20 protein-coding genes are annotated in these 17,790 nt (G+C 49.6%); 10 read left to right on the top strand and 10 right to left on the bottom strand.

Going from position 1 to position 17,790, the window contains the following annotated elements; all coding sequences use genetic code 11:
* Nucleotides 1–54 precede the first annotated feature (54 nt).
* On the top strand, nucleotides 55–564 hold the full coding sequence (locus M975_RS07530) for an RrF2 family transcriptional regulator (RefSeq protein ID WP_064558457.1): 510 nt from the start codon (nucleotides 55–57) through the stop codon (nucleotides 562–564).
* A gap of 3 nt (nucleotides 565–567) precedes the next feature.
* On the opposite strand, the gene M975_RS07535 is transcribed toward M975_RS07530, so the two are convergent.
* The 3 genes from M975_RS07535 to M975_RS07545 all read right to left on the bottom strand — a co-directional run bounded on the left by M975_RS07535 (nucleotide 568) and on the right by M975_RS07545 (nucleotide 3,498).
* Entirely contained in the window at nucleotides 568–1,572 is a 1,005-nt protein-coding gene (locus tag M975_RS07535; RefSeq protein ID WP_064558459.1) for a FecCD family ABC transporter permease, read from the bottom strand.
* Nucleotides 1,572–2,528 carry an ABC transporter substrate-binding protein gene (locus tag M975_RS07540; protein ID WP_064558461.1) on the bottom strand — a complete coding sequence of 319 codons (957 nt, stop codon included), beginning with the start codon at nucleotides 2,526–2,528 and terminating at the stop codon, nucleotides 1,572–1,574. The genes M975_RS07535 and M975_RS07540 overlap by 1 nt, the downstream gene beginning before the upstream one ends.
* Nucleotides 2,529–2,685: 157 nt before the next feature.
* On the bottom strand, nucleotides 2,686–3,498 hold the full coding sequence (locus M975_RS07545) for an ABC transporter ATP-binding protein (protein ID WP_064558463.1): 813 nt from the start codon (nucleotides 3,496–3,498) through the stop codon (nucleotides 2,686–2,688).
* A 223-nt stretch (nucleotides 3,499–3,721) separates the two neighbouring features.
* Between M975_RS07545 and M975_RS07550 the strand changes: the two genes are divergently transcribed.
* From M975_RS07550 to M975_RS07560, 3 genes are read left to right on the top strand one after another with little or no spacing between them, the layout of a single operon-like run.
* Nucleotides 3,722–4,777: an ABC transporter substrate-binding protein gene (locus M975_RS07550; RefSeq protein WP_064558653.1), complete on the top strand. Its 1,056-nt coding sequence runs from the start codon at nucleotides 3,722–3,724 to the stop codon at nucleotides 4,775–4,777.
* A gap of 22 nt (nucleotides 4,778–4,799) precedes the next feature.
* Nucleotides 4,800–5,768 carry a FecCD family ABC transporter permease gene (locus M975_RS07555; RefSeq protein WP_425338996.1) on the top strand — a complete coding sequence of 323 codons (969 nt, stop codon included), beginning with the start codon at nucleotides 4,800–4,802 and terminating at the stop codon, nucleotides 5,766–5,768.
* Nucleotides 5,765–6,517 carry an ABC transporter ATP-binding protein gene (locus M975_RS07560; RefSeq protein ID WP_064558467.1) on the top strand — a complete coding sequence of 251 codons (753 nt, stop codon included), beginning with the start codon at nucleotides 5,765–5,767 and terminating at the stop codon, nucleotides 6,515–6,517. The genes M975_RS07555 and M975_RS07560 overlap by 4 nt, the downstream gene beginning before the upstream one ends.
* Here M975_RS07560 and M975_RS07565 read toward each other — a convergent pair.
* A complete protein-coding gene (locus M975_RS07565) occupies nucleotides 6,501–7,247 on the bottom strand; it encodes a substrate-binding domain-containing protein (protein WP_064558469.1) in 747 nt (248 codons plus the stop codon). The two genes, M975_RS07560 and M975_RS07565, sit on opposite strands and share 17 nt — an antisense overlap.
* A 14-nt stretch (nucleotides 7,248–7,261) precedes the next feature.
* Nucleotides 7,262–8,149: a class A beta-lactamase gene (bla, locus tag M975_RS07570; RefSeq protein WP_064558471.1), complete on the bottom strand. Its 888-nt coding sequence runs from the start codon at nucleotides 8,147–8,149 to the stop codon at nucleotides 7,262–7,264.
* A 331-nt stretch (nucleotides 8,150–8,480) separates the two neighbouring features.
* Here bla and M975_RS07575 point away from each other — a divergent pair, with 331 nt between their 5' ends.
* The 4 genes from M975_RS07575 (at nucleotide 8,481) to M975_RS07585 (ending at nucleotide 11,387) form a co-directional block, all read left to right on the top strand.
* Nucleotides 8,481–9,071, top strand: coding sequence for a lipid-binding SYLF domain-containing protein (locus tag M975_RS07575; protein WP_064558473.1), 591 nt, complete (start codon nucleotides 8,481–8,483; stop codon nucleotides 9,069–9,071).
* Nucleotides 9,072–9,266: 195 nt separating this feature from the next.
* Nucleotides 9,267–10,433, top strand: coding sequence for a methyl-accepting chemotaxis protein (locus tag M975_RS07580; RefSeq protein ID WP_064558474.1), 1,167 nt, complete (start codon nucleotides 9,267–9,269; stop codon nucleotides 10,431–10,433).
* A 194-nt stretch (nucleotides 10,434–10,627) separates the two neighbouring features.
* Nucleotides 10,628–10,792 carry a YnfU family zinc-binding protein gene (locus M975_RS23345; RefSeq protein ID WP_280643776.1) on the top strand — a complete coding sequence of 55 codons (165 nt, stop codon included), beginning with the start codon at nucleotides 10,628–10,630 and terminating at the stop codon, nucleotides 10,790–10,792.
* A 97-nt stretch (nucleotides 10,793–10,889) separates the two neighbouring features.
* Nucleotides 10,890–11,387 carry an anti-virulence regulator CigR family protein gene (locus M975_RS07585; RefSeq protein ID WP_064558476.1) on the top strand — a complete coding sequence of 166 codons (498 nt, stop codon included), beginning with the start codon at nucleotides 10,890–10,892 and terminating at the stop codon, nucleotides 11,385–11,387.
* Between the two features lie 98 nt (nucleotides 11,388–11,485).
* Here M975_RS07585 and M975_RS07590 read toward each other — a convergent pair whose 3' ends face one another.
* The 5 genes from M975_RS07590 to M975_RS07610 all read right to left on the bottom strand — a co-directional run bounded on the left by M975_RS07590 (nucleotide 11,486) and on the right by M975_RS07610 (nucleotide 16,508).
* Complete coding sequence (locus tag M975_RS07590; RefSeq protein WP_064558478.1) at nucleotides 11,486–12,328, bottom strand: MBL fold metallo-hydrolase; 843 nt, start codon at nucleotides 12,326–12,328, stop codon at nucleotides 11,486–11,488.
* Nucleotides 12,329–12,562: 234 nt separating this feature from the next.
* On the bottom strand, nucleotides 12,563–14,176 hold the full coding sequence (locus M975_RS07595; RefSeq protein ID WP_064558480.1) for an ATP-binding cassette domain-containing protein: 1,614 nt from the start codon (nucleotides 14,174–14,176) through the stop codon (nucleotides 12,563–12,565).
* Between the two features lie 183 nt (nucleotides 14,177–14,359).
* Nucleotides 14,360–14,788 (bottom strand): glutaredoxin-dependent arsenate reductase, encoded by a 429-nt coding sequence (gene arsC, locus M975_RS07600; RefSeq protein ID WP_064558482.1) that lies wholly within the window; start codon nucleotides 14,786–14,788, stop codon nucleotides 14,360–14,362.
* Nucleotides 14,789–14,851: 63 nt separating this feature from the next.
* Nucleotides 14,852–16,141 (bottom strand): arsenic transporter, encoded by a 1,290-nt coding sequence (locus M975_RS07605; protein WP_064558484.1) that lies wholly within the window; start codon nucleotides 16,139–16,141, stop codon nucleotides 14,852–14,854.
* Nucleotides 16,142–16,187: 46 nt separating this feature from the next.
* A complete protein-coding gene (locus M975_RS07610) occupies nucleotides 16,188–16,508 on the bottom strand; it encodes a metalloregulator ArsR/SmtB family transcription factor (RefSeq protein WP_064558486.1) in 321 nt (106 codons plus the stop codon).
* Nucleotides 16,509–16,594: 86 nt separating this feature from the next.
* Here M975_RS07610 and arsH point away from each other — a divergent pair, with 86 nt between their 5' ends.
* Together arsH and M975_RS07620 are read left to right on the top strand one after the other, a co-directional pair.
* Entirely contained in the window at nucleotides 16,595–17,299 is a 705-nt protein-coding gene (gene arsH, locus M975_RS07615) for an arsenical resistance protein ArsH (RefSeq protein WP_064558488.1), read from the top strand.
* Between the two features lie 81 nt (nucleotides 17,300–17,380).
* Entirely contained in the window at nucleotides 17,381–17,743 is a 363-nt protein-coding gene (locus M975_RS07620; RefSeq protein WP_064558490.1) for a hypothetical protein, read from the top strand.
* The last annotated feature ends 47 nt before the right edge of the window (nucleotides 17,744–17,790 follow it).

A 17,790-nucleotide genomic window follows, 5' to 3' on the forward strand; every position in this document is an offset into this window, starting at 1 on the left:
TCGTAAGAGGGAAGGAATTATCATTTAACTAAGAATTAACTGGGCGGAGAATTTATGGCGTTTTACAGTTCTGGAGTGGAGTACGGCATCCATAGCTTGATGTGTATGGTTGATAGCAAAGGCGACGGGCGCGAGATGAGTGTGCGTGAAATCGCTGAACTGCAAAATGTGCCGTATGACTATCTGGCAAAAATTTTTACCAAGCTCTCTAAAGCCCGCCTGGTGGAAAGTACTGAAGGGAAAGGGGGCGGGTTTCGGCTGGCAAAACCTGCTGACCAGATAACCGTGCTGGATATTGTTGCGGCTATCGACGGTGAAAAATCAATTTTTGACTGTAAAGAGATTCGCCAGCGCATGGCCATCTTCGATGAACCGGCCCCTGCCTGGGCTTGTGAAGGAGTGTGCGGTGTGCGCCACGTGATGCAAGTCGCCCAGCAGCGAATGGAAGAAGCGTTAGCGCAACACACCGTTTTAGATTTGGCGCGCCGTATGTTCAGAAAAGCACCCGAAGCGTTGCCGATTCAAATTGAAGAATGGATAGGTCGCCGCCGCAACGATCAGTGAGACTTAATGCGTGCGGCGCAGCAAAATAACCAACACAAAGACACCACCCACACCCGCAGTGATTATCCCGATCGGCAATTCCTGGGGAGCGGTAAGCGTTCTGCTGAGAATGTCGCCGGCAGATAGCAATATTGCGCCCATCACGCCCACCAGTGGCAGCAACCGTTGGTGGCGAACCCCGGCGAACGGACGCGCCAGGTGCGGCACCATCAGCCCGACAAAACCGATAACGCCCGTCAGGGAAACCAGAATAGCGGTTGCCATTGAACAGCAGATAAAAACTTCAGTTCGCAACCGGTTGACGTTAATCCCCAGCGACCACGCCGTTTGTTCACCCCCAAGCAGGGCATCAAGTGCTCGCCAGTTGCGGGAAATTAACACGCCAAGTATCACCAGTGCGGTTGCAGCAAACCCCAGATTTTCCCATCGGGCAAAGCCCAGGCCACCCAATGCCCAGAAGAGTGCGTTGCTGGCCGCGCGTTGGTCACCGGAAAAAATCAAATAATTGGTCAGCGCGCCAAATAAAAATGACACCGCCAGCCCGCAAATAATCAGTTTTTCCGTCCCTTTATGCGACTGAGACATAAAAATAACCATCACCGCAACTGCGGATAACATACCGCCGACGAATGCGGCCAGCGGCAGCGTCCATGTTCCGAAGCTGTCACCAAAACGCGTGATGACCAGTACCACGCCAGCAGAAGCACCGGAAGACAAACCAAACAAAAACGGGTCTGCGAGATCGTTACGCGTCGTGGTTTGCAACAGTGAACCGACCAACGCTAACCCAGCTCCTGCAATGATGCCCAGCAGCGTGCGGGGTAAACGTAACTCCAGCACGATGCTCTTGATCATGGGGTCGGCTTCACCGTGCGCTAAGCCTAGTGCAGCCAACACTTGTGAAAACGAAAGCGGCACGCTCCCTTTAGTGATACTGGCAAGCATCAGAACCGCCAGCACCAGCGGAGCTAAAACCCACACCAGTAAAAAACGTTTATTGGCGAACATTAGTTAAATGCGCCCGGATAAAAGGCATGTGCAAGTTTACTGATGGCGCTGATATTGGCAGGCCCAGGAGTGAGCTCCTGATATTTCAGTTTCAGGTAACGATTGTGCAAAACAGCAGGGGTGTTTTTCATCAACGGGTGCTGTTCGAGGAAGCGCTGTAACCCGTCGGCACCACCGTTATAATTAGACTGGTAGTCCATCAGGATAATAAATTCCGGCTTCGTGGCGGCAACGCTTTCCCAGTTAGTGGTGGTCCAACTTTTATCCAGCGTATCCATTACGTTCTTCCCGCCAGCCGCTTCAATGATTGCCGTTGGCATCGCATAAGCACCGCTGGTAAAGGGTTTGTCTTCGCCTGAATCATAAAGAAATACCCGCACAGGTTTACGTCCGGCAGTTTTACTCGCCAAATCTGCAACCTGTTTTTTCCATCTATTCACCAGAATTATTGCTTCTTCTTTTTTGCCAAAGACTTGGCCGAGGCGTTTTACATCCCCGTAGAGCAAATCCATGGTGGCGCGTGTGCGGTGGTTATTGGTGTGAATACAGCTTTCGGTCAGGATAAGCGTTTTGATATTAAATTTTGCCAGCGCTTTGGGCGTGACGTCACCGCGTAAACCGTAGTTCCAGCCTGCAAAAAATAAGTCAGGTTTAGCCGCGAGCAGCGTTTCCATCGACGGGTGTTTGGGGGCAATTTCTGGGATTGAACCCTGCAAGCGCGTAAACGCTGGAATGTTTTTGTACCAGCCTGAAATGCCGCTGACACCGACTATTTGGGGTTGCAGATGCAGGTCAAACGCCATTTCAGACATATTGATGTCATGAACGACCATGCGTTTTGGCGCTTCGGTAAAGGTCAGTGGCTGCCCACAATTATCGACGGTGACCGGGAAGCCAGAGGCTCCGGCAAAACCGGAAATCACGACCATCAGCGCCGTGAGAATAAATCTTTTCACATCTACTCCTGAATCATGAGGGGTTATGCCTCACTTCCGGTTAGCGACATGCGCTAAAGCGGCAGAACCAGAAGCAAGGTCAATCCACGCCCCTGGTAAACCGCCGCACCATACAGGAATTGATTAGGTGAATAGGTCAAGTCAGATCAAACAATGCTCAGTTATTTGTATATCCATCAATTTCCGAAGGCAGGGCTTCGAAAATACGCAGTGTTTTACCGCTTTTGGGGTGGGTGACATGCAGGCTTTGCATTCCGAAAACTCGCTGAAAGCCAGGGGAGTCGAGAACTTGTGCAGGTGTACCCCGGCAAACCATCCGCCCTGCATTCATCATCAGAACCTGATCCGCGAAAGGTTGGATCAACTCAAGATCGTGCAAAACCGCCAGCGTGGTGATGTTTTTTCGCCTGATCAAACTTAGCAGTTGATGGCGGGCGAGCGGGTCGAGATGGTTCGTTGGTTCATCGAGCAGCAGCAGAGTCGGTTTTTGCACCAGCACGCGGGCAAAACCTGCCCGCTGGCGTTCGCCACCCGACAATTTTCCCAGTGAAACATGCTGCAAATGCGTGATGCCGACATCATGAATGGCTTCAGTAATGGCTGTTTCATGCTCGAGATTGCTGTATTCGGCCTGCCAGGGAATGCGGCCAAGCGCCACATATTCACTGACTGTCAGCCGTAGGTCGGCATTGTCATGCTGGGTGAGCAGGGCAATAGTCCGGGCGCGTTCGATGGGCTTCATGGTGTGCAATGTTTTGCCCTGAATCACGATGCTCCCACTGGCGGGAAGCAGTTCGCGAATAATCAGCCGTAACAACGTTGACTTGCCACTGCCATTCGGCCCGATAATCGCGACAAACTCCCCGGCATACACATCAAAAGAAACCGCATCGACTTGTGGCACCTGACCAGAAAAGAGGTGGGTAAGGTCACGAACGGATAGCAGGTTTTCAGTTCCAGGAGCATTCATTGGCAATATCATTAACAGCAAAATGAGAGAAAAATGAGCAGGGGACACAGCCCCGGCGGCAGGCAATACCAGGCGATGATAGTCGTTCACCGTTAGCCAGGCCAGGCATGAATACAGGCGCGACGCTTTTGTTTGATTGGCCGCAAAGTTCGAGAATCAGTTGCCAGCGCAATCGTTATATAATTTAATATACATCGAATTTACTCTTATCCAGACGGCACTTATGTTAATCCTTCGTCATATTGCACTGGCTTTTGCCTGTGTGCTTTTCACCGTTTCCGCTCAGGCAGAGCGAATCATCACTGACCAACTTGGTCGCCAGGTTACATTGCCAGACCACGTTGAACGCGTCGTGGTGTTGCAACACCAGACCTTAAATATTCTGGTTCAACTGAACGCGCAAAATGAAATTACTGGCGTGATGAAAAGCTGGAAAAAGCAGCTCGGCCCAGAGTTTTCGCGCTTCATGCCTGAAATCGCCACACTTCCGATGCCTGGCGATCTGACCGAGGTGAATATCGAAAGCCTGCTGGCGATTCATCCACAAGTGGTGTTCGTTGCCAATTATGCGCCCAGTGAAATGATTCAGCAGATTCAGAATGCCGGTATCCCGGTTGTGGCAGTTTCTCTGAGAAAAGACGCCGACGGGCAGCAGGACAAAATGAACCCGACCATGGGCGACGAAGAGCAAGCCTATAACGAAGGGTTAAAACAAGGCATACGCTTAATTGCCGATGTTGTCGGGCGCAAGCCGCAAGGTGAGGCGCTGATCAAATACACCTTTGACGCCCGCAAAAAATTCAACGCCCCGGTTGCGAATATCCCGAATGAGCAAAAAATTCGCGTCTATATGGCAAACCCAAATTTGATGACTTACGGTTCGGGTAAATACACCGGTCTGATGATGAACCATGCGGGCGCGCTAAACGTGGCAGCCGCCACGGTAAAAGGGGCGCGACAGGTTTCGCTTGAGCAAGTTTTGCAGTGGAACCCGCAGGTTATCTTCGTGCAGGACCGCTACCCGCAAGTCGTGACGGAAATCCTTAATGACCCAAACTGGCAGAGCATTGATGCGGTGAAAAACCATCGTGTCTGGTTGATGCCTGAATATGCGAAAGCGTGGGGCTACCCGATGCCGGAGGCGCTGGCTATTGGTGAGTTGTGGATGGCGAAAAAACTCTATCCTGGTGCCTATAAAAACGTGGATGTTGATGCCCAGGCTCAAGCTTATTACCAGCAATTCTATCGTGTGAACTGGCAGCCTGATGCACCGCAGTAAGCCGTGCGTTCCCCAGCAATTGATGCTGATGTCGTCAGTGTTGTTGCTGGGAATCAGTTCGCTGTGCCTTGGCCAGTATCCGCTCTCGTTGAGCGAGGTTTTTTATCAGCTCAGCCATTATTCGCAAGGGCAAGGCATTGCCAGTCAGGTCATCTGGTCTGTCAGGCTGCCACGCATCCTGATGGCTTTTCTGGCTGGCGGTGCGCTGGGGTTATGTGGTGCGACGCTACAAGGGGTTTTCCATAATCCATTGGTCGACCCGCATATTATCGGCGTGACATCAGGCTCGGCGTTTGGCGGCACGCTGGCGATTTTGCTCGGCTTAAGCCCGATTCTGATGATGGGCTCCACGTTCTTCTTCGGGCTAAGCGCACTGACACTGGTGTACGCCATTGCCGCGCTACAGGGCCGGGAAAATACTCTGGTTCTGATTTTGTCCGGCATTATTTTAAGCGGTTTCTTTGCCGCACTGGTTAGCCTGATTCAATACCAGGCCGATACTGAAGAGGTTCTACCTAATATCGTATTCTGGCTGTTAGGCAGTTTTGCCACGGCTAACTGGCACAAAGTTTTGCTACTGGCAGTCCCGGTGTGTATTGCCGCCGCGATTTTGTTCCAGCTACGCTGGCGTATAAATCTCTTATCCCTGAATGACAAAGACGCCAGAGCACTGGGCGTTTCCGTAGTGCCATTGCGCCGCAGTGTTCTGATTTGTTGTGCGTGCCTTGTGGCTGCACAAGTTGCGGTGAGTGGCAGCATTGCGTGGGTAGGGCTGGTTATCCCGCATCTGGCCCGGCTTTTTGTCGGAGTGGATCACCGCCGTTTGCTGCCCTGTGCTTTCTGGCTGGGAGGTGGTTTTATGATTGTGGTGGATGATATTGCCCGCACCTTAATGCATGCGGAAATCCCGCCGGGGATCATCACCGCACTACTTGGTGCGCCATTGTTTACCATCCTGTTAATTCAATCCAGCCGCAGAGGCCGCCGATGACAGCTGGTGAAATCCGCGTTCAGGCATTGTTGTATGGCTATGACAAGCCGTTGTTCGAGCCGTTAAATTTCCACAGTCGGCAAGGCGATGTCTGGGCGGTATTGGGGCGAAATGGTCTGGGAAAAAGCACGCTGCTCGATACACTCACCGGAACGTTAAAACCCCTTGCTGGAAGCGTTGAAAATCAGGGCGGCATCGGTATTGTTCCACAGCATTCTCATTTGCCATTCCCCTATACGGTCAAGGATGTGGTGCTGATGGGGCGTGCGCAACATGTTGGGCTGTTTTCACAGCCGGGTCACCAGGACACATTACGCGTCTGCGAAGCACTGGAGCAGCTCAATATTGCACATCTCGGCGCGTGTGCGTTTACAGCGCTTTCAGGTGGGCAACAACAACTGGTGATGATCGCCCGCGCGCTGGTGACGGCCAGCCAGACGTTACTGTTGGATGAACCGTGCTCAGCGCTGGATTTAGCCAACCAGCAAGTGGTCTTGCAACTGATTAGCGACCTGGCCCATCGGCAGCATCGCGGCATTATTTTTACCACCCATGACCCGATTCATGCCTTACAGGTGGCAACTCACACGCTGCTACTGTTACCCGGCGGCAAATGGCTGGCAGGGCCAACTCTCAGCATTGTGACCGAAGAAAATATGTATCTGGCGTATGGTGTCGAACTGCGCAAAATCGAGGTGGATAATTATTCCACCCCATTTATTGCACCGCTGTTTATGATTGACAGATAAGTGATTGACCGTTAAGCGGTAAAAAACCGGATTCGGTCAGGAAGGCTTGCCCCGCCTGGCCCAGAATAAAGGCCACCAACGCGGTTGTTTCCGGTGACTCTTCAAGTACTGCCAGCTGATATTCACACAATATGTTGTGCTCAGCTGGGAGGGTAACGCTGCGAATATCCGGCTGCTGAGCCAGCGCTTTTCCATAGTGCGCGTAGCCGATAAACACGTCAGCATATTTCTGGCGCAGTATCCAGGCGCTGGCCAGTTCACCTGGCGGAACTCTTAATGTGTCTCGCCCACCCACCAGTGCAATGGCACGTTCCCGCAACTGTTGCCCAAGGCCGGGCTGCAATTGCTCCAGTTTATCAAACAGCGCCCAGGTGTAATCACCGGACGGGTCGCAACCGGGCGTGGATGTACCAATCCGTAATGACGGGTCGCTGAGCAACGCCAGCCAGCCACCCTTTTCCTGTGTCGTCAGGCAAAGCTGGTTCCAGCTAAACGTATGAGTTTGCGTGGCGTGACCGTTCGCCAGTAAATGCTGCGGATGTTCCCGATTGGCTGAGGCGAAAAGGGCGCATGGCTCGCCAGCTTCTATGCGCTCTTTCAGAAGTCCGGCGGGGCCATACTGAGCGATAACCTCAATCCCCGTTAGCTGAGTAAACTGTTTCAGTAACGGCGTGAATGCCAGGCGTAAACTGCCTGCTGCCATGATCGGGAGTGGTGCTTTAAGTTCCATCGCTCGTGTCTACCTCAAAGACCTTCGGTAACGATTTTAGCCGCTGCGGCTAACACATCATTACGCGATTTGGCCTCTTTTTGCGGCTGAGTAAAGTAGGTCACCAGAACCAACGGCGGCTGGTTTTCAGGCCAGATCACGGCGATATCATTGGTCGTGCCATAACTGCCACTGCCGGTTTTGTCCGCCACCGTCCATGTCGTCGGCAAACCTGCGCGAATACTTGCGCCACCTGTGGTGTTTTTCTTCATCCACTCAACCAATTGTTTGCGCTGCGGTTCTGCGAGGGCATTGTCCAGGGTAAGATTTTGTAGAGTTTTGGCCATTGCTGCCGGAGTGGTGGTGTCACGTTCATCACCCGGAATGGCGGTATTTAGCGTGGGTTCGGTGCGATCCAGACGGAAGGTTTTGTCACCGATGGAACGTGCAAACTGCGTGACTTTATCCGGCCCGCCAAGTTGGGCGATCAGTTTGTTCATGGCGGTATTATCACTGTATCTCAGCGTCGCATCGGTTAATTCGGCGATAGTCATGCCGCCATCAAGGTGCTTTTCCGTAATAGGGTTGTAGTTGACCAAATCTGATTTCTTAATTTCAACACGCTGGTTTAGCAAACCGGTTTGCGTCTCGCTTTGTTTCAAAATAGCTGAAGCGGCCATCACTTTGCTGGTACTACACATTGGGAACCGTTCATCACCACGATAGACAATTTGTGAATTATCAGCGGTGTTGATCAGCACTACGCCCAGGCGCCCACCGGTACTTTTCTCCAGCTCGGCAAGTTTTTTACCTATGGCTACCGTGTCCTGCGGCGCTTGCGCCCACAATGGCGAACTGGTGAGGAGTAAAGGAATTAACGCGCTTGCCATCAGGGCGGTCTGGCGCAGAGTGTGTTTAATCATGCATTGCCTCATTAGAAATAATCGATCTGTCAGTTCAGGCTGAATTCAGCGATTTATTGACACATTTAACCTCTTTTGCGAGGAAGTTAACATATTCTGACAGGCGTTCGAGCTTATTCGTTAAAAAAGCCAGGGGTGCTAATCTTCCCGCGCTGTAAATCAGTAAAAAATCTAGTTTTACTTTATTCAAAATTAAACAAAATACTTCTCAGGTTCGCACAAAAGAATAATTTATAAATCCTGCCGTACCATAACATTCGCGCTCTTTTTCCGGCACTTATACGACTCAGGTTGTTAAGTCTTGCCGTTTATTTTTTGAGCGCGGGGACACATGCAGTATAAAAAATTAATACTCATCGCAGTTTTGGCTATTGTTGGTTGCAGCGCTAAAGGTGATACCGCAAGTCAGCAACGTAACACGATTCAGCAAATGCGAATCAATACGCTGACTAAAATTTATAAAATCCATCCTGAAGCGCGCAGTAAGATATTGAAGGCAAAAGGTTACGCAGTATTCTCCAATAACAGCAGCAAAATTCTGTTATTCGGATTTGGTAGCGGTTATGGGGTAGTGAAAGATCTCAGAACGGGTAAAGACACCTACATGAAAATGGCACAAGCCGGGGCGGGCGTGGGCATGGGCGTGAAACAGTTAAGCACCGTGATGGTGTTTAATGACAGTAAGGCGCTAAGTGATTTTATTAAGAATGGCTACATTATTGGCGCAGATGCCAATGCAGCCGCTAAATATGATGACAAAGGTTTGCCAGCCGTAGGCACTTCGGCGAGTGCTGTTGCACCCGGCACGGTAACAATGCCTAAGCCGGTTAATGTCTATGAAATAACCGAAAAAGGCCTTGCCGCACAGGCAATGGTTAATGGTTATAAATACTGGCCTGATGATTATTTGAACGGTAAATAACTCACTAAAAATAAACGGTGCCGCTCGCACCGTTTTTTATCTCCCCTGCGAATTTTCACCAAATGGTAAAGAAGTGTAAAAAACTTTTTTACTCGCTTAGGTCAATACATAGCTTCATTTTTCATTAGGCACTGGATTTTTCCCGAATCCCCGTACTTAATATAGGTACCTGCGATACATGTTATAGGGTTAAACATGCTTAATAACTACAGCGTAAGAACCGTTATTATTGTTTTTACAACAGCCTCTATTGCCTTAATGGATCTCATGGCCTTCTTTTTGAAGGCAAATGTGAATGTCGTTCTCATGCTCAATGCAGTTGGGGCTGCATTGCTTCTGATATTATGGTCGTATATGACCAAATACCTCGTTAAACCCATTAATGAAGTGAAGCGCAATATTGATGAGATAAGCTCCGGGAATTTATCTATCTCTATTCGTGCCTTTGGTAACAACTGCGCAGGTAAGTTAATTCCAGGGATAAATAGCCTGGCAAAAGAAATATCCAGTCTGGTCATGGATATAAGAAAATCATCCAATTCAGCCAGCGTTTTATCAGCAACGCTTGCAAACCAGAGTGCTGAGCTTTCAGTAAAAACCGAACAACAATCGGCAATGCTGATGCAAACGGCTTCAAGCATGGAAGAGATTTCGGCTGGAACAAAGAGTAATGCAGAGAACACGCGGCAGTTAAACAATATCACCAGTGAAGCGCATAAATCGGCTGGCCACGGCAGCCATTTGATGCAAAAACTCACAGAAAATATGGTTTCAATCACTGACTGTTCGAAGAAAATGACAGAAATCATCAGCATCATAGATGGGATAGCTTTTCAAACGAACATACTTGCATTAAATGCGGCCGTTGAAGCGGCAAGGGCTGGGGAACACGGTAAAGGGTTTGCCGTTGTTGCCGGTGAAGTCAGGGTATTAGCGAAGAAAAGCTCCGAGTCGGCAAAAAATATTAAGTCACTTATTGAAACGACAAATATTAATGTGATGCAGGGCGCGAAATTAGTTTCTGAAGCAGAAAAAAATATGCACGATATCGTTTCAGGATCTGAAGATCTTAATATCCTCATGGAGCATATTTTCATATCGACTAATGAACAGGAAAAGGGCATTCAACAAATAACTATTGCCTTGTCCGAACTGGAAAAAGTGACACAGAGTAATGCAGCGGTGGTTGTCGAACTTGCTGAATCCTCGGATGTTCTTAAAACCCAGGTGGTTGAACTACAAACCAGAACCAGTAATTTGCGATTGGGCGATGACGATAAAGTGATGGCATCAATATCACCTCAGGTCGCCCCGGTCAGACCTAAAGTGTCAGTTCAGGAAGGGGGCTGGCAAACATTCTGATTTTGAGCGCAACTCAATAGTCGGAATGAGTTTTCACTGCACCCCAAATGTTGGTTACTCAACAATTAAGGTGCAGTTTTTTATGAGTAAAGAGCCCACCATTTTCCATCTTGATAGCCTGCCTCTGGATAACTTATGCGCTATTGGATCAGGGCGTGATACGATGAACCTCATTCATTGAAAGGCTAATTATCATGTCTATTTTCGATTATGCAATGAAGCGCTTCAGTAACGCATCAAACGGTACGGTGACGTGCCCAATCTGCCAGAGCAAATCATCTTTTCCTGCGAACAAAATCCGCCAGGGGCAAACATTGCTCTGCCCAAAATGTAAATCACTGTTCGTGGTACCGAGATAATTTCCATACTGGCGTAACAGAATAAGATAATGACCATTGCAGAAACCTCATTCGTGAACATAAATTTATGGATATGCCCATACGTTCAGGAGTGGTTATGTTTAAGCGTCGTGGATTATTAACTGCTGTTACGGTCGCTATTTCCTTGTCATTGTTTGCTGGCCCCGCATTAGCCAACCCAGGCAACGGAAATAGTGGTGCCCATGGAAATAGTGGAAATGGGAACAGTGGAAACAAAGGGAATAGTAGCGCTCATAGTAACGGAAACGATAAGTCTGCAGATAATCATGGCAGCCGTAAAAATTACGGAAAACCCGACCATGTTGACTCAGATATCAGTTTTAATGATGCGCGAAAACTCGCAGTTAACTATGGGCTGACAGGCTACCAGTCGCTACCTCCAGGTATTGCAAAAAACCTCGCTCGCGGTAAACCGCTTCCTCCGGGGATTGCTAAGAAAACTGTACCTGGCACGATGCTGAACCAGCTTCCTTATTATCCCGGATACGAATGGAAAATTGTCGGCGATAATCTGGTTCTGATTGCATTAAGTACTGCAATAGTGACGTCTGTCATTAATGGTGTTTTCGACTAAAATCCCTTTTTATGCGCCCTCTGTAAATCCCGACACGCTGACGTTAACGACGCTTGCCAGATCGTCGGGATTTGCCCGCACTGAACTTGCTTCTGCATTTACTTTTCAGCGTATGCAATACGGTATCCGTCAGCATCAGGAATAATGTGTGCAAAACCTGGTTTGCCAAAGTGCATACCCGCAATTAGCCATTTTTCCTGAGCCGCCAGTTCCAGGATTTTTTTGCGGGAAGCCTGGGCCTGAGCAGGATCAGAATCAAAGGCGATGGAAACCGCAGGCTGTGCTGACTGTATATGCGGGTAATGAACAATATCCCCCCATATAAGCAAACTTTTATCCCCTGAATCAATGCGAAAACCGGTGTGACCTGGCGTGTGGCCGGGCAGGGATACCGGGCGAATCCCTGCAACTATTGCTGATTCACTCAGGAAGTTTACACGCCGCCCATAAATATCAAGCGTGCGCCGTGCCAGTTCAAAATTCCGTTTACCCCGTTCGCTCGCCTGGTTTAGAAAGGTATCATTTCGCCAAAACTTCACTTCGAGCGGGTGAATATAAAGCTCCGCATTCGCAAAGGTCGCGCGGCCTTCCGTATCCAGCAGGCCACCGATGTGATCCGGATGAGCATGCGTCAACAGAATGGTGTCGATTTCTTCCGGGCTGGATCCGGCCGCATAAAGGTTATCTTTGAGGCTTCCTCCCGCGTTATTCAATCCACCCGTACCGGCATCAACCAAAATTGTTCGACCCCGCCCGCGAATTAAGTAGCAATTGATATGAATATTTCCCGGCTGGGAGATCCCTGCATTGCGCTGGATTTCATCCGCATCAGCGGTATCAATCCCGGATAAGAGATCCAGGCTGGCCGCCATATGACCGTCACTCAGTGCGGTAACTCGATAATCACCGATTTGATGGGATGCGAACGGGGTGTCATTCATAGATGCTTCCTTTTTATAACGGCGTTAATTGCGAATGTGGAGAGTTCTTTTCCGCAGACATTTCATCATGCTACATGCTGTTCTTTCACTTATGAATCGATATTATTTCAATGTACAGTGATATTTTTTCACTGATGATAATTCTAAATTCATACCAGAAAAGGTCGCAACCATGCGACACAATACGATGTTCAAACCTACAGGCCGAACAGGGGGCCTGAAGGTATTCTGGCGTTACCATACCTGAAATTGCCATTCCGAGTCTGTGGCCGATAAACGCCCGGTTAAATTCAGGTTATTCAGAAATACCTCATCATGTGACACGGCAATCATTGCTCCCTGATAACTCCGCAGCATCATTTCCAGCGCCTGAAGTGAGGGCAGATCAAGATGGTTACTGGGCTCATCAAGCAACAGCAGTTGTGGGGTGGGGTCTGCGTACAACACACAGGCCAGTGCCGCTTTCAGGCGTTCACCACCGCTTAAAAACCCGCTGGCTATCTGGATTTTTTGAGCATCCAGGCCCAATTGTGCCAGGCGCATACGTAAATCGGCCTCGCCAGCAGTGCGGTTGGCTTTAAACATCTGTTCAAGAACGGTGCGTTGCGGATCAAGGTTCGTAAGGTGCTGATCAAGTAAGGCCACTCCGTGTGGCACCTGGCAAACACCACGCAATGGCTGCAAGTGACCTGCCAGTACTTTCAGCAAAGTCGATTTTCCACATCCGTTACGCCCAACGACACCGATTCGCTGTTGCGCAGAAATAGCCAGGTTTAGCGGAGATAATAAGCCTGGCACGAAGGGGAGTTGCACCTCATGGAGGACGGCAACTTGTCGTTTTGACGGGACGTTAACTTCAAGGGAATGCACCACAATCGCCACATTTTCTTCAACAAGATTGGCCGCATCGCGCACGCGTTGATTGAGTAATTCATGTGCAGCAAGCTGGCGCTGGTTTAATTTCCCGGCAGAGGTCTCACTGCGCTGTTTTTGCCCGCCGAGCAAAATCTTGGCCTGATTGGCTTCGCGCCCATGACGATTCCCGCGCGACTGCCGTTTCTCAAGGCGTTCTTTCTGGTCGCGAAGGTTTTTTTCCTCGCGTTGGCGTTCATGCTTTCGTTGTTCCAGCTGTTGCTGAGCAAGCTGTACTTCCTGGGATTTAAGCTGTTTGTAAACCGAATAGTTACCGCCATAGTTATTCAGGCCAATTGATGACAGTTCAACAATTCGTTGCATTGATTCCAGCAACTCCCGGTCATGGCTTACCACCAATAATCCCGCTTGCCAGCGCTGTAGCTGGGCAATCAGCACTTTGCGGTGGGCGCGGTCGAGATGGTTACTGGGTTCATCGAGGATCAAAAAGTCCGCCTCAGAAAGCCAGGCGCCGATAAGTGCAACGCGCATGGACTCACCGCCACTTAACTGGCTGGCAAGTGTTGTGGCGCTGACATGCCCGAGTTCGCATTGCTCCAGCTCATGCTGCAAGCGCTGGCGAATATCCCAATGGTGACTAACCATATCAAAATCTGCCGCAGACACGCAGCCTCGCTCGATGCGTTCAAGTGCGTCGATAATGGGCCGAACGCCTGCAAGATCGGCAACCTTAGCGGTTGGCGGGTAGAGGATTTGCTGAGCCAGATAATACGCCATACCGGAACGGGTACAGCGGCCGGACGATGGCGAAATCTTCCCGGCTAAAATCTGCGAGAGAACACTTTTGCCCACACCGTTTCGCCCAACCAAACCTGTAGGGCGTGAGTCAAAAGTTTCATTGAGTTGTGAAAACAGCGGTGTGCCATCAGGTAAAACAAAAGATACGCCTTCCAGCGCGATATACGAATTCGTCATAGATGCAACTCCATAGATGCCAGAAACCAGCCCGATAATTCAGGACAAGTAAATCGGCCGTCAGACAGACGGCGGCATCAATAGCGCATTGGACGAATACCTATAGAGAAGAGATGAAGGTGACTATTTTAAATACAGTGAGCATAAAGTAAAGGGAACACTCAGTGCTCCCTTGTGTCGCTGCTATTTCTTAATGCGGTTGCCGTTGTCATCAACAACTTGCTCACCGTCTTCTTTGGCGAAAGCGCCGTGTTGTGCATCTGGCAAGATGTCTAAAACCACCTCGGAAGGCCGGCACAAACGCGTCCCCAGAGGGGTAATGACAATCGGTCGGTTAATCAGAATAGGGTGCTGCAACATAAAATCGACCAGCTGTTCGTCGCTAAATTTATCGTCCCCAAGCGCTAATTGCTCATAGGGTTCGACATTTTTACGCAACAGAGCCCGGGTAGTAATCCCCATATCAGCAATTAATTTTACCAGCACTTCACGGGTGGGCGGCGTTTCCAGATAAAGGATTACCGTCGGCTCAGCGCCGCTGTTACGAATCAATTCAAGCGTATTGCGTGAGGTTCCACAGGCAGGGTTATGATAAATAGTCACATTGCTCATTGTTGTTGTCTCTTGTTCAAACTTCAATGGTCTATGCCATTGAAGTTATAAGTTAATTAATAGTTACAGTGTCACTGATAGCCGCAATGCCAGGGCCGCCAGCGTGACAAACAGCACCGGAATCGTCATCACAATGCCCACCCGGAAGTAATAACCCCAGGTAATGGTCATATTTTTCTGCGACAAAACATGCAGCCATAACAATGTTGCAAGACTGCCTATCGGGGTGATTTTTGGCCCCAGGTCGCTACCAATTACGTTGGCATAAACCATTGCTTCTTTAATCACGCCGGTGGCTGTGCTGCCTTCGATTGACAGTGCAGCAACGAGTACGGTCGGCATATTGTTCATGACAGAAGAGAGGAATGCGCTCAGGAACCCGGTCCCTAATGTAGCCACCCATAAACCATGCTCACTGAGCTGGTTAAGAAGTGCAGAAAGGTAGTGGGTCAACCCCGCATTACGCAGACCGTAGACCACCAGATACATACCCAGTGAGAAGATAACGATTTGCCACGGCGCGCCACGTAGCACTTTTCCGGTATTGATCGCATGGCCCCTTTTCGCAACGGCCAACAAGACCAACGCGCCAGCAGCGGCAACAAAACTGACTGGCACGCCGAGCGGCTCCAGGGCAAAGAAACCGACTAAAAGCAGAACCAATACCAACCAACCGGTCTTAAAGGTATTGATATCCCGTATCGCTTCTTTGGGTGTTTTCAGCAGCGACACGTCGTAAACCGCGGGAATATCTTTGCGAAAGAACAGGTGCAGCATGACCAGCGTTGTCGCAATGGCGGCGAGGTTAACCGGCACCATCACTGCTGCATATTCTGCAAAACCAAGTTTGAAGAAATCAGCCGAAACGATGTTGACCAGGTTCGAGACAATCAGCGGCAGACTGGCCGTATCGGCGATAAACCCTGCGGCCATAACAAAAGCGAGTGTTGCTCCCTGGCTAAAGCCCAGCGCCAGAAGCATCGCAATCACGATAGGCGTCAGGATAAGTGCCGCGCCATCATTGGCAAACAGTGCCGCGACCATAGCACCCAGCATGATAATCCAGGTAAACAGAAGGCGGCCTCGGCCATTGCCCCAACGGGCAACATGTAACGCGGCCCACTCAAAGAAACCGGACTCATCGAGCAAAAGGCTGATGATGATCACCGCGATAAAGGTGGCGGTCGCATTCCAGACTATCTGCCAAACCACCGGAATATCACCCAGCTGTACCACTCCCGTCAGTAACGCCAGACCCGCGCCAAATGCGGCACTCCAGCCAATTCCCAACCCTTTAGGCTGCCAGATAACCAGAACGAGAGTGAGCAAAAAAATAATACCAGCAAGTAGCATCAGGCACTCCGTTCATATTTGTTTAAATGCATATATAAGTTCATATTCAACAGGTACCAGATGAAGCGTTATTGAGTTTGTTGCAGATGTTTTCTCGTTCACAATTCCAGGCCGAATCAATGATCGCTGCGGCCCAGGCAGGCATGTGTGGCGACAGGCGGTAATGTACCCATTTGCCTTCCCGACGATCGGTGACCAGGCCTGCTTCACGTAACAGTGCCATATGACGGGATATTTTCGGTTGAGACTCTGCCGTTGCCGCACAAATATCGCAAACGCACAATTCACCCGTTTCTCTGAGTAGCATCACGATGGTCGCACGGGTTTCATCGGCGAGCAGTTTGAAAAGCTGAACAGGCTGTAGCATGTTGAACCTCGATATGAATTGGTGATACATATGTTAATTCATATGTGTTAGCTTTTAAAGCACAGCTTTCAAATGGGAGATTTTTTATGGTGCATTTACCCGCACTCGAACAGACATACTTTGATGAAACGATCACCAGCAAACTTCAGGATGATACGCAGGCGGCACCACGTATTTTGATTCTCTATGGTTCTGTTCGGCCACGTTCCTATAGCCGTTTTGCGGCCGAAGAAGCAGGGCGGTTGCTGGAAAAAATGGGGGCAGAAGTAAAAATCTTTAATCCTTCAGGCTTACCATTGCCCGATGATGCGCCAGAAACAGATCCAAAAGTGCTCGAATTGCGGGAACTGGTAAGGTGGTGTGATGGAATGATCTGGAGCTCTCCTGAAAGGCACGGCGCCATGAGTTCGGTGATGAAAGCGCAGATAGACTGGATACCCTTGAGTGAAGGTGCTGTTCGTCCATCACAAGGGAAAACGTTGGCGGTGATGCAAGTTTGCGGCGGGTCGCAGTCCTTTAATACGGTAAACCAGATGCGGATCCTTGGCCGCTGGATGCGAATGTTCACCATTGCAAATCAGTCATCAGTCCCGAAAGCCTGGCAGGAGTTTGACGATGAAGGGCGGATGAAACCATCAGCCTGGTATGATCGTATTGTCGATGTCACCGAAGAACTGTTCAAAATGACGTTAATTCTGAAAGGGCACGTGGGCTACCTTGCAGACCGTTACAGTGAAAGGAAAGAAAGCCATCAGGAACTCTCAGAACGGGTTAACCAGACCAAAATCTGACACTTAAGCAGGTCAGTTGATAGATTGCGGGTTTATACCAGGCTTACTTATTCACACACATTCTGAATAAGGTAAATCCTGATGAAAACCGAAATCAAAGGCGGGATTGATATCGCTATAAAAGTACCGACTCACCAGTATCAACAGACGCTCAATTTTTACCGGACGACCATAGGACTGCCTGAAATTACGGACAAGCCACCGGCGACCGGCTTTATACTAGGCCCAAACCGACTGTGGATTGATGAAGCGCCAGGCCTGAGCCAGGCCGAGGTTTGGCTTGAGCTATTTACGCCCGATCATAAATTAGCACTGAAGCAGGTAGAAGAAAGTGGGGTTGTCCGTTGTGATACCGTCGAACCCTTGCCGGATGGGTTTAAGGGGGGATGGATAATGAGCCCCTCTAATATTGTGCATATGTTACGAGAACCAGAGGCCTGGTGAACTGGCTTAAATTAAAACCTGATCCTGGACGAAATAAGGAAACCTGT

It is taken from the genome of Buttiauxella brennerae ATCC 51605, assembly GCF_001654925.1.
In the GTDB taxonomy this organism is placed as follows: domain Bacteria; phylum Pseudomonadota; class Gammaproteobacteria; order Enterobacterales; family Enterobacteriaceae; genus Buttiauxella; species Buttiauxella brennerae.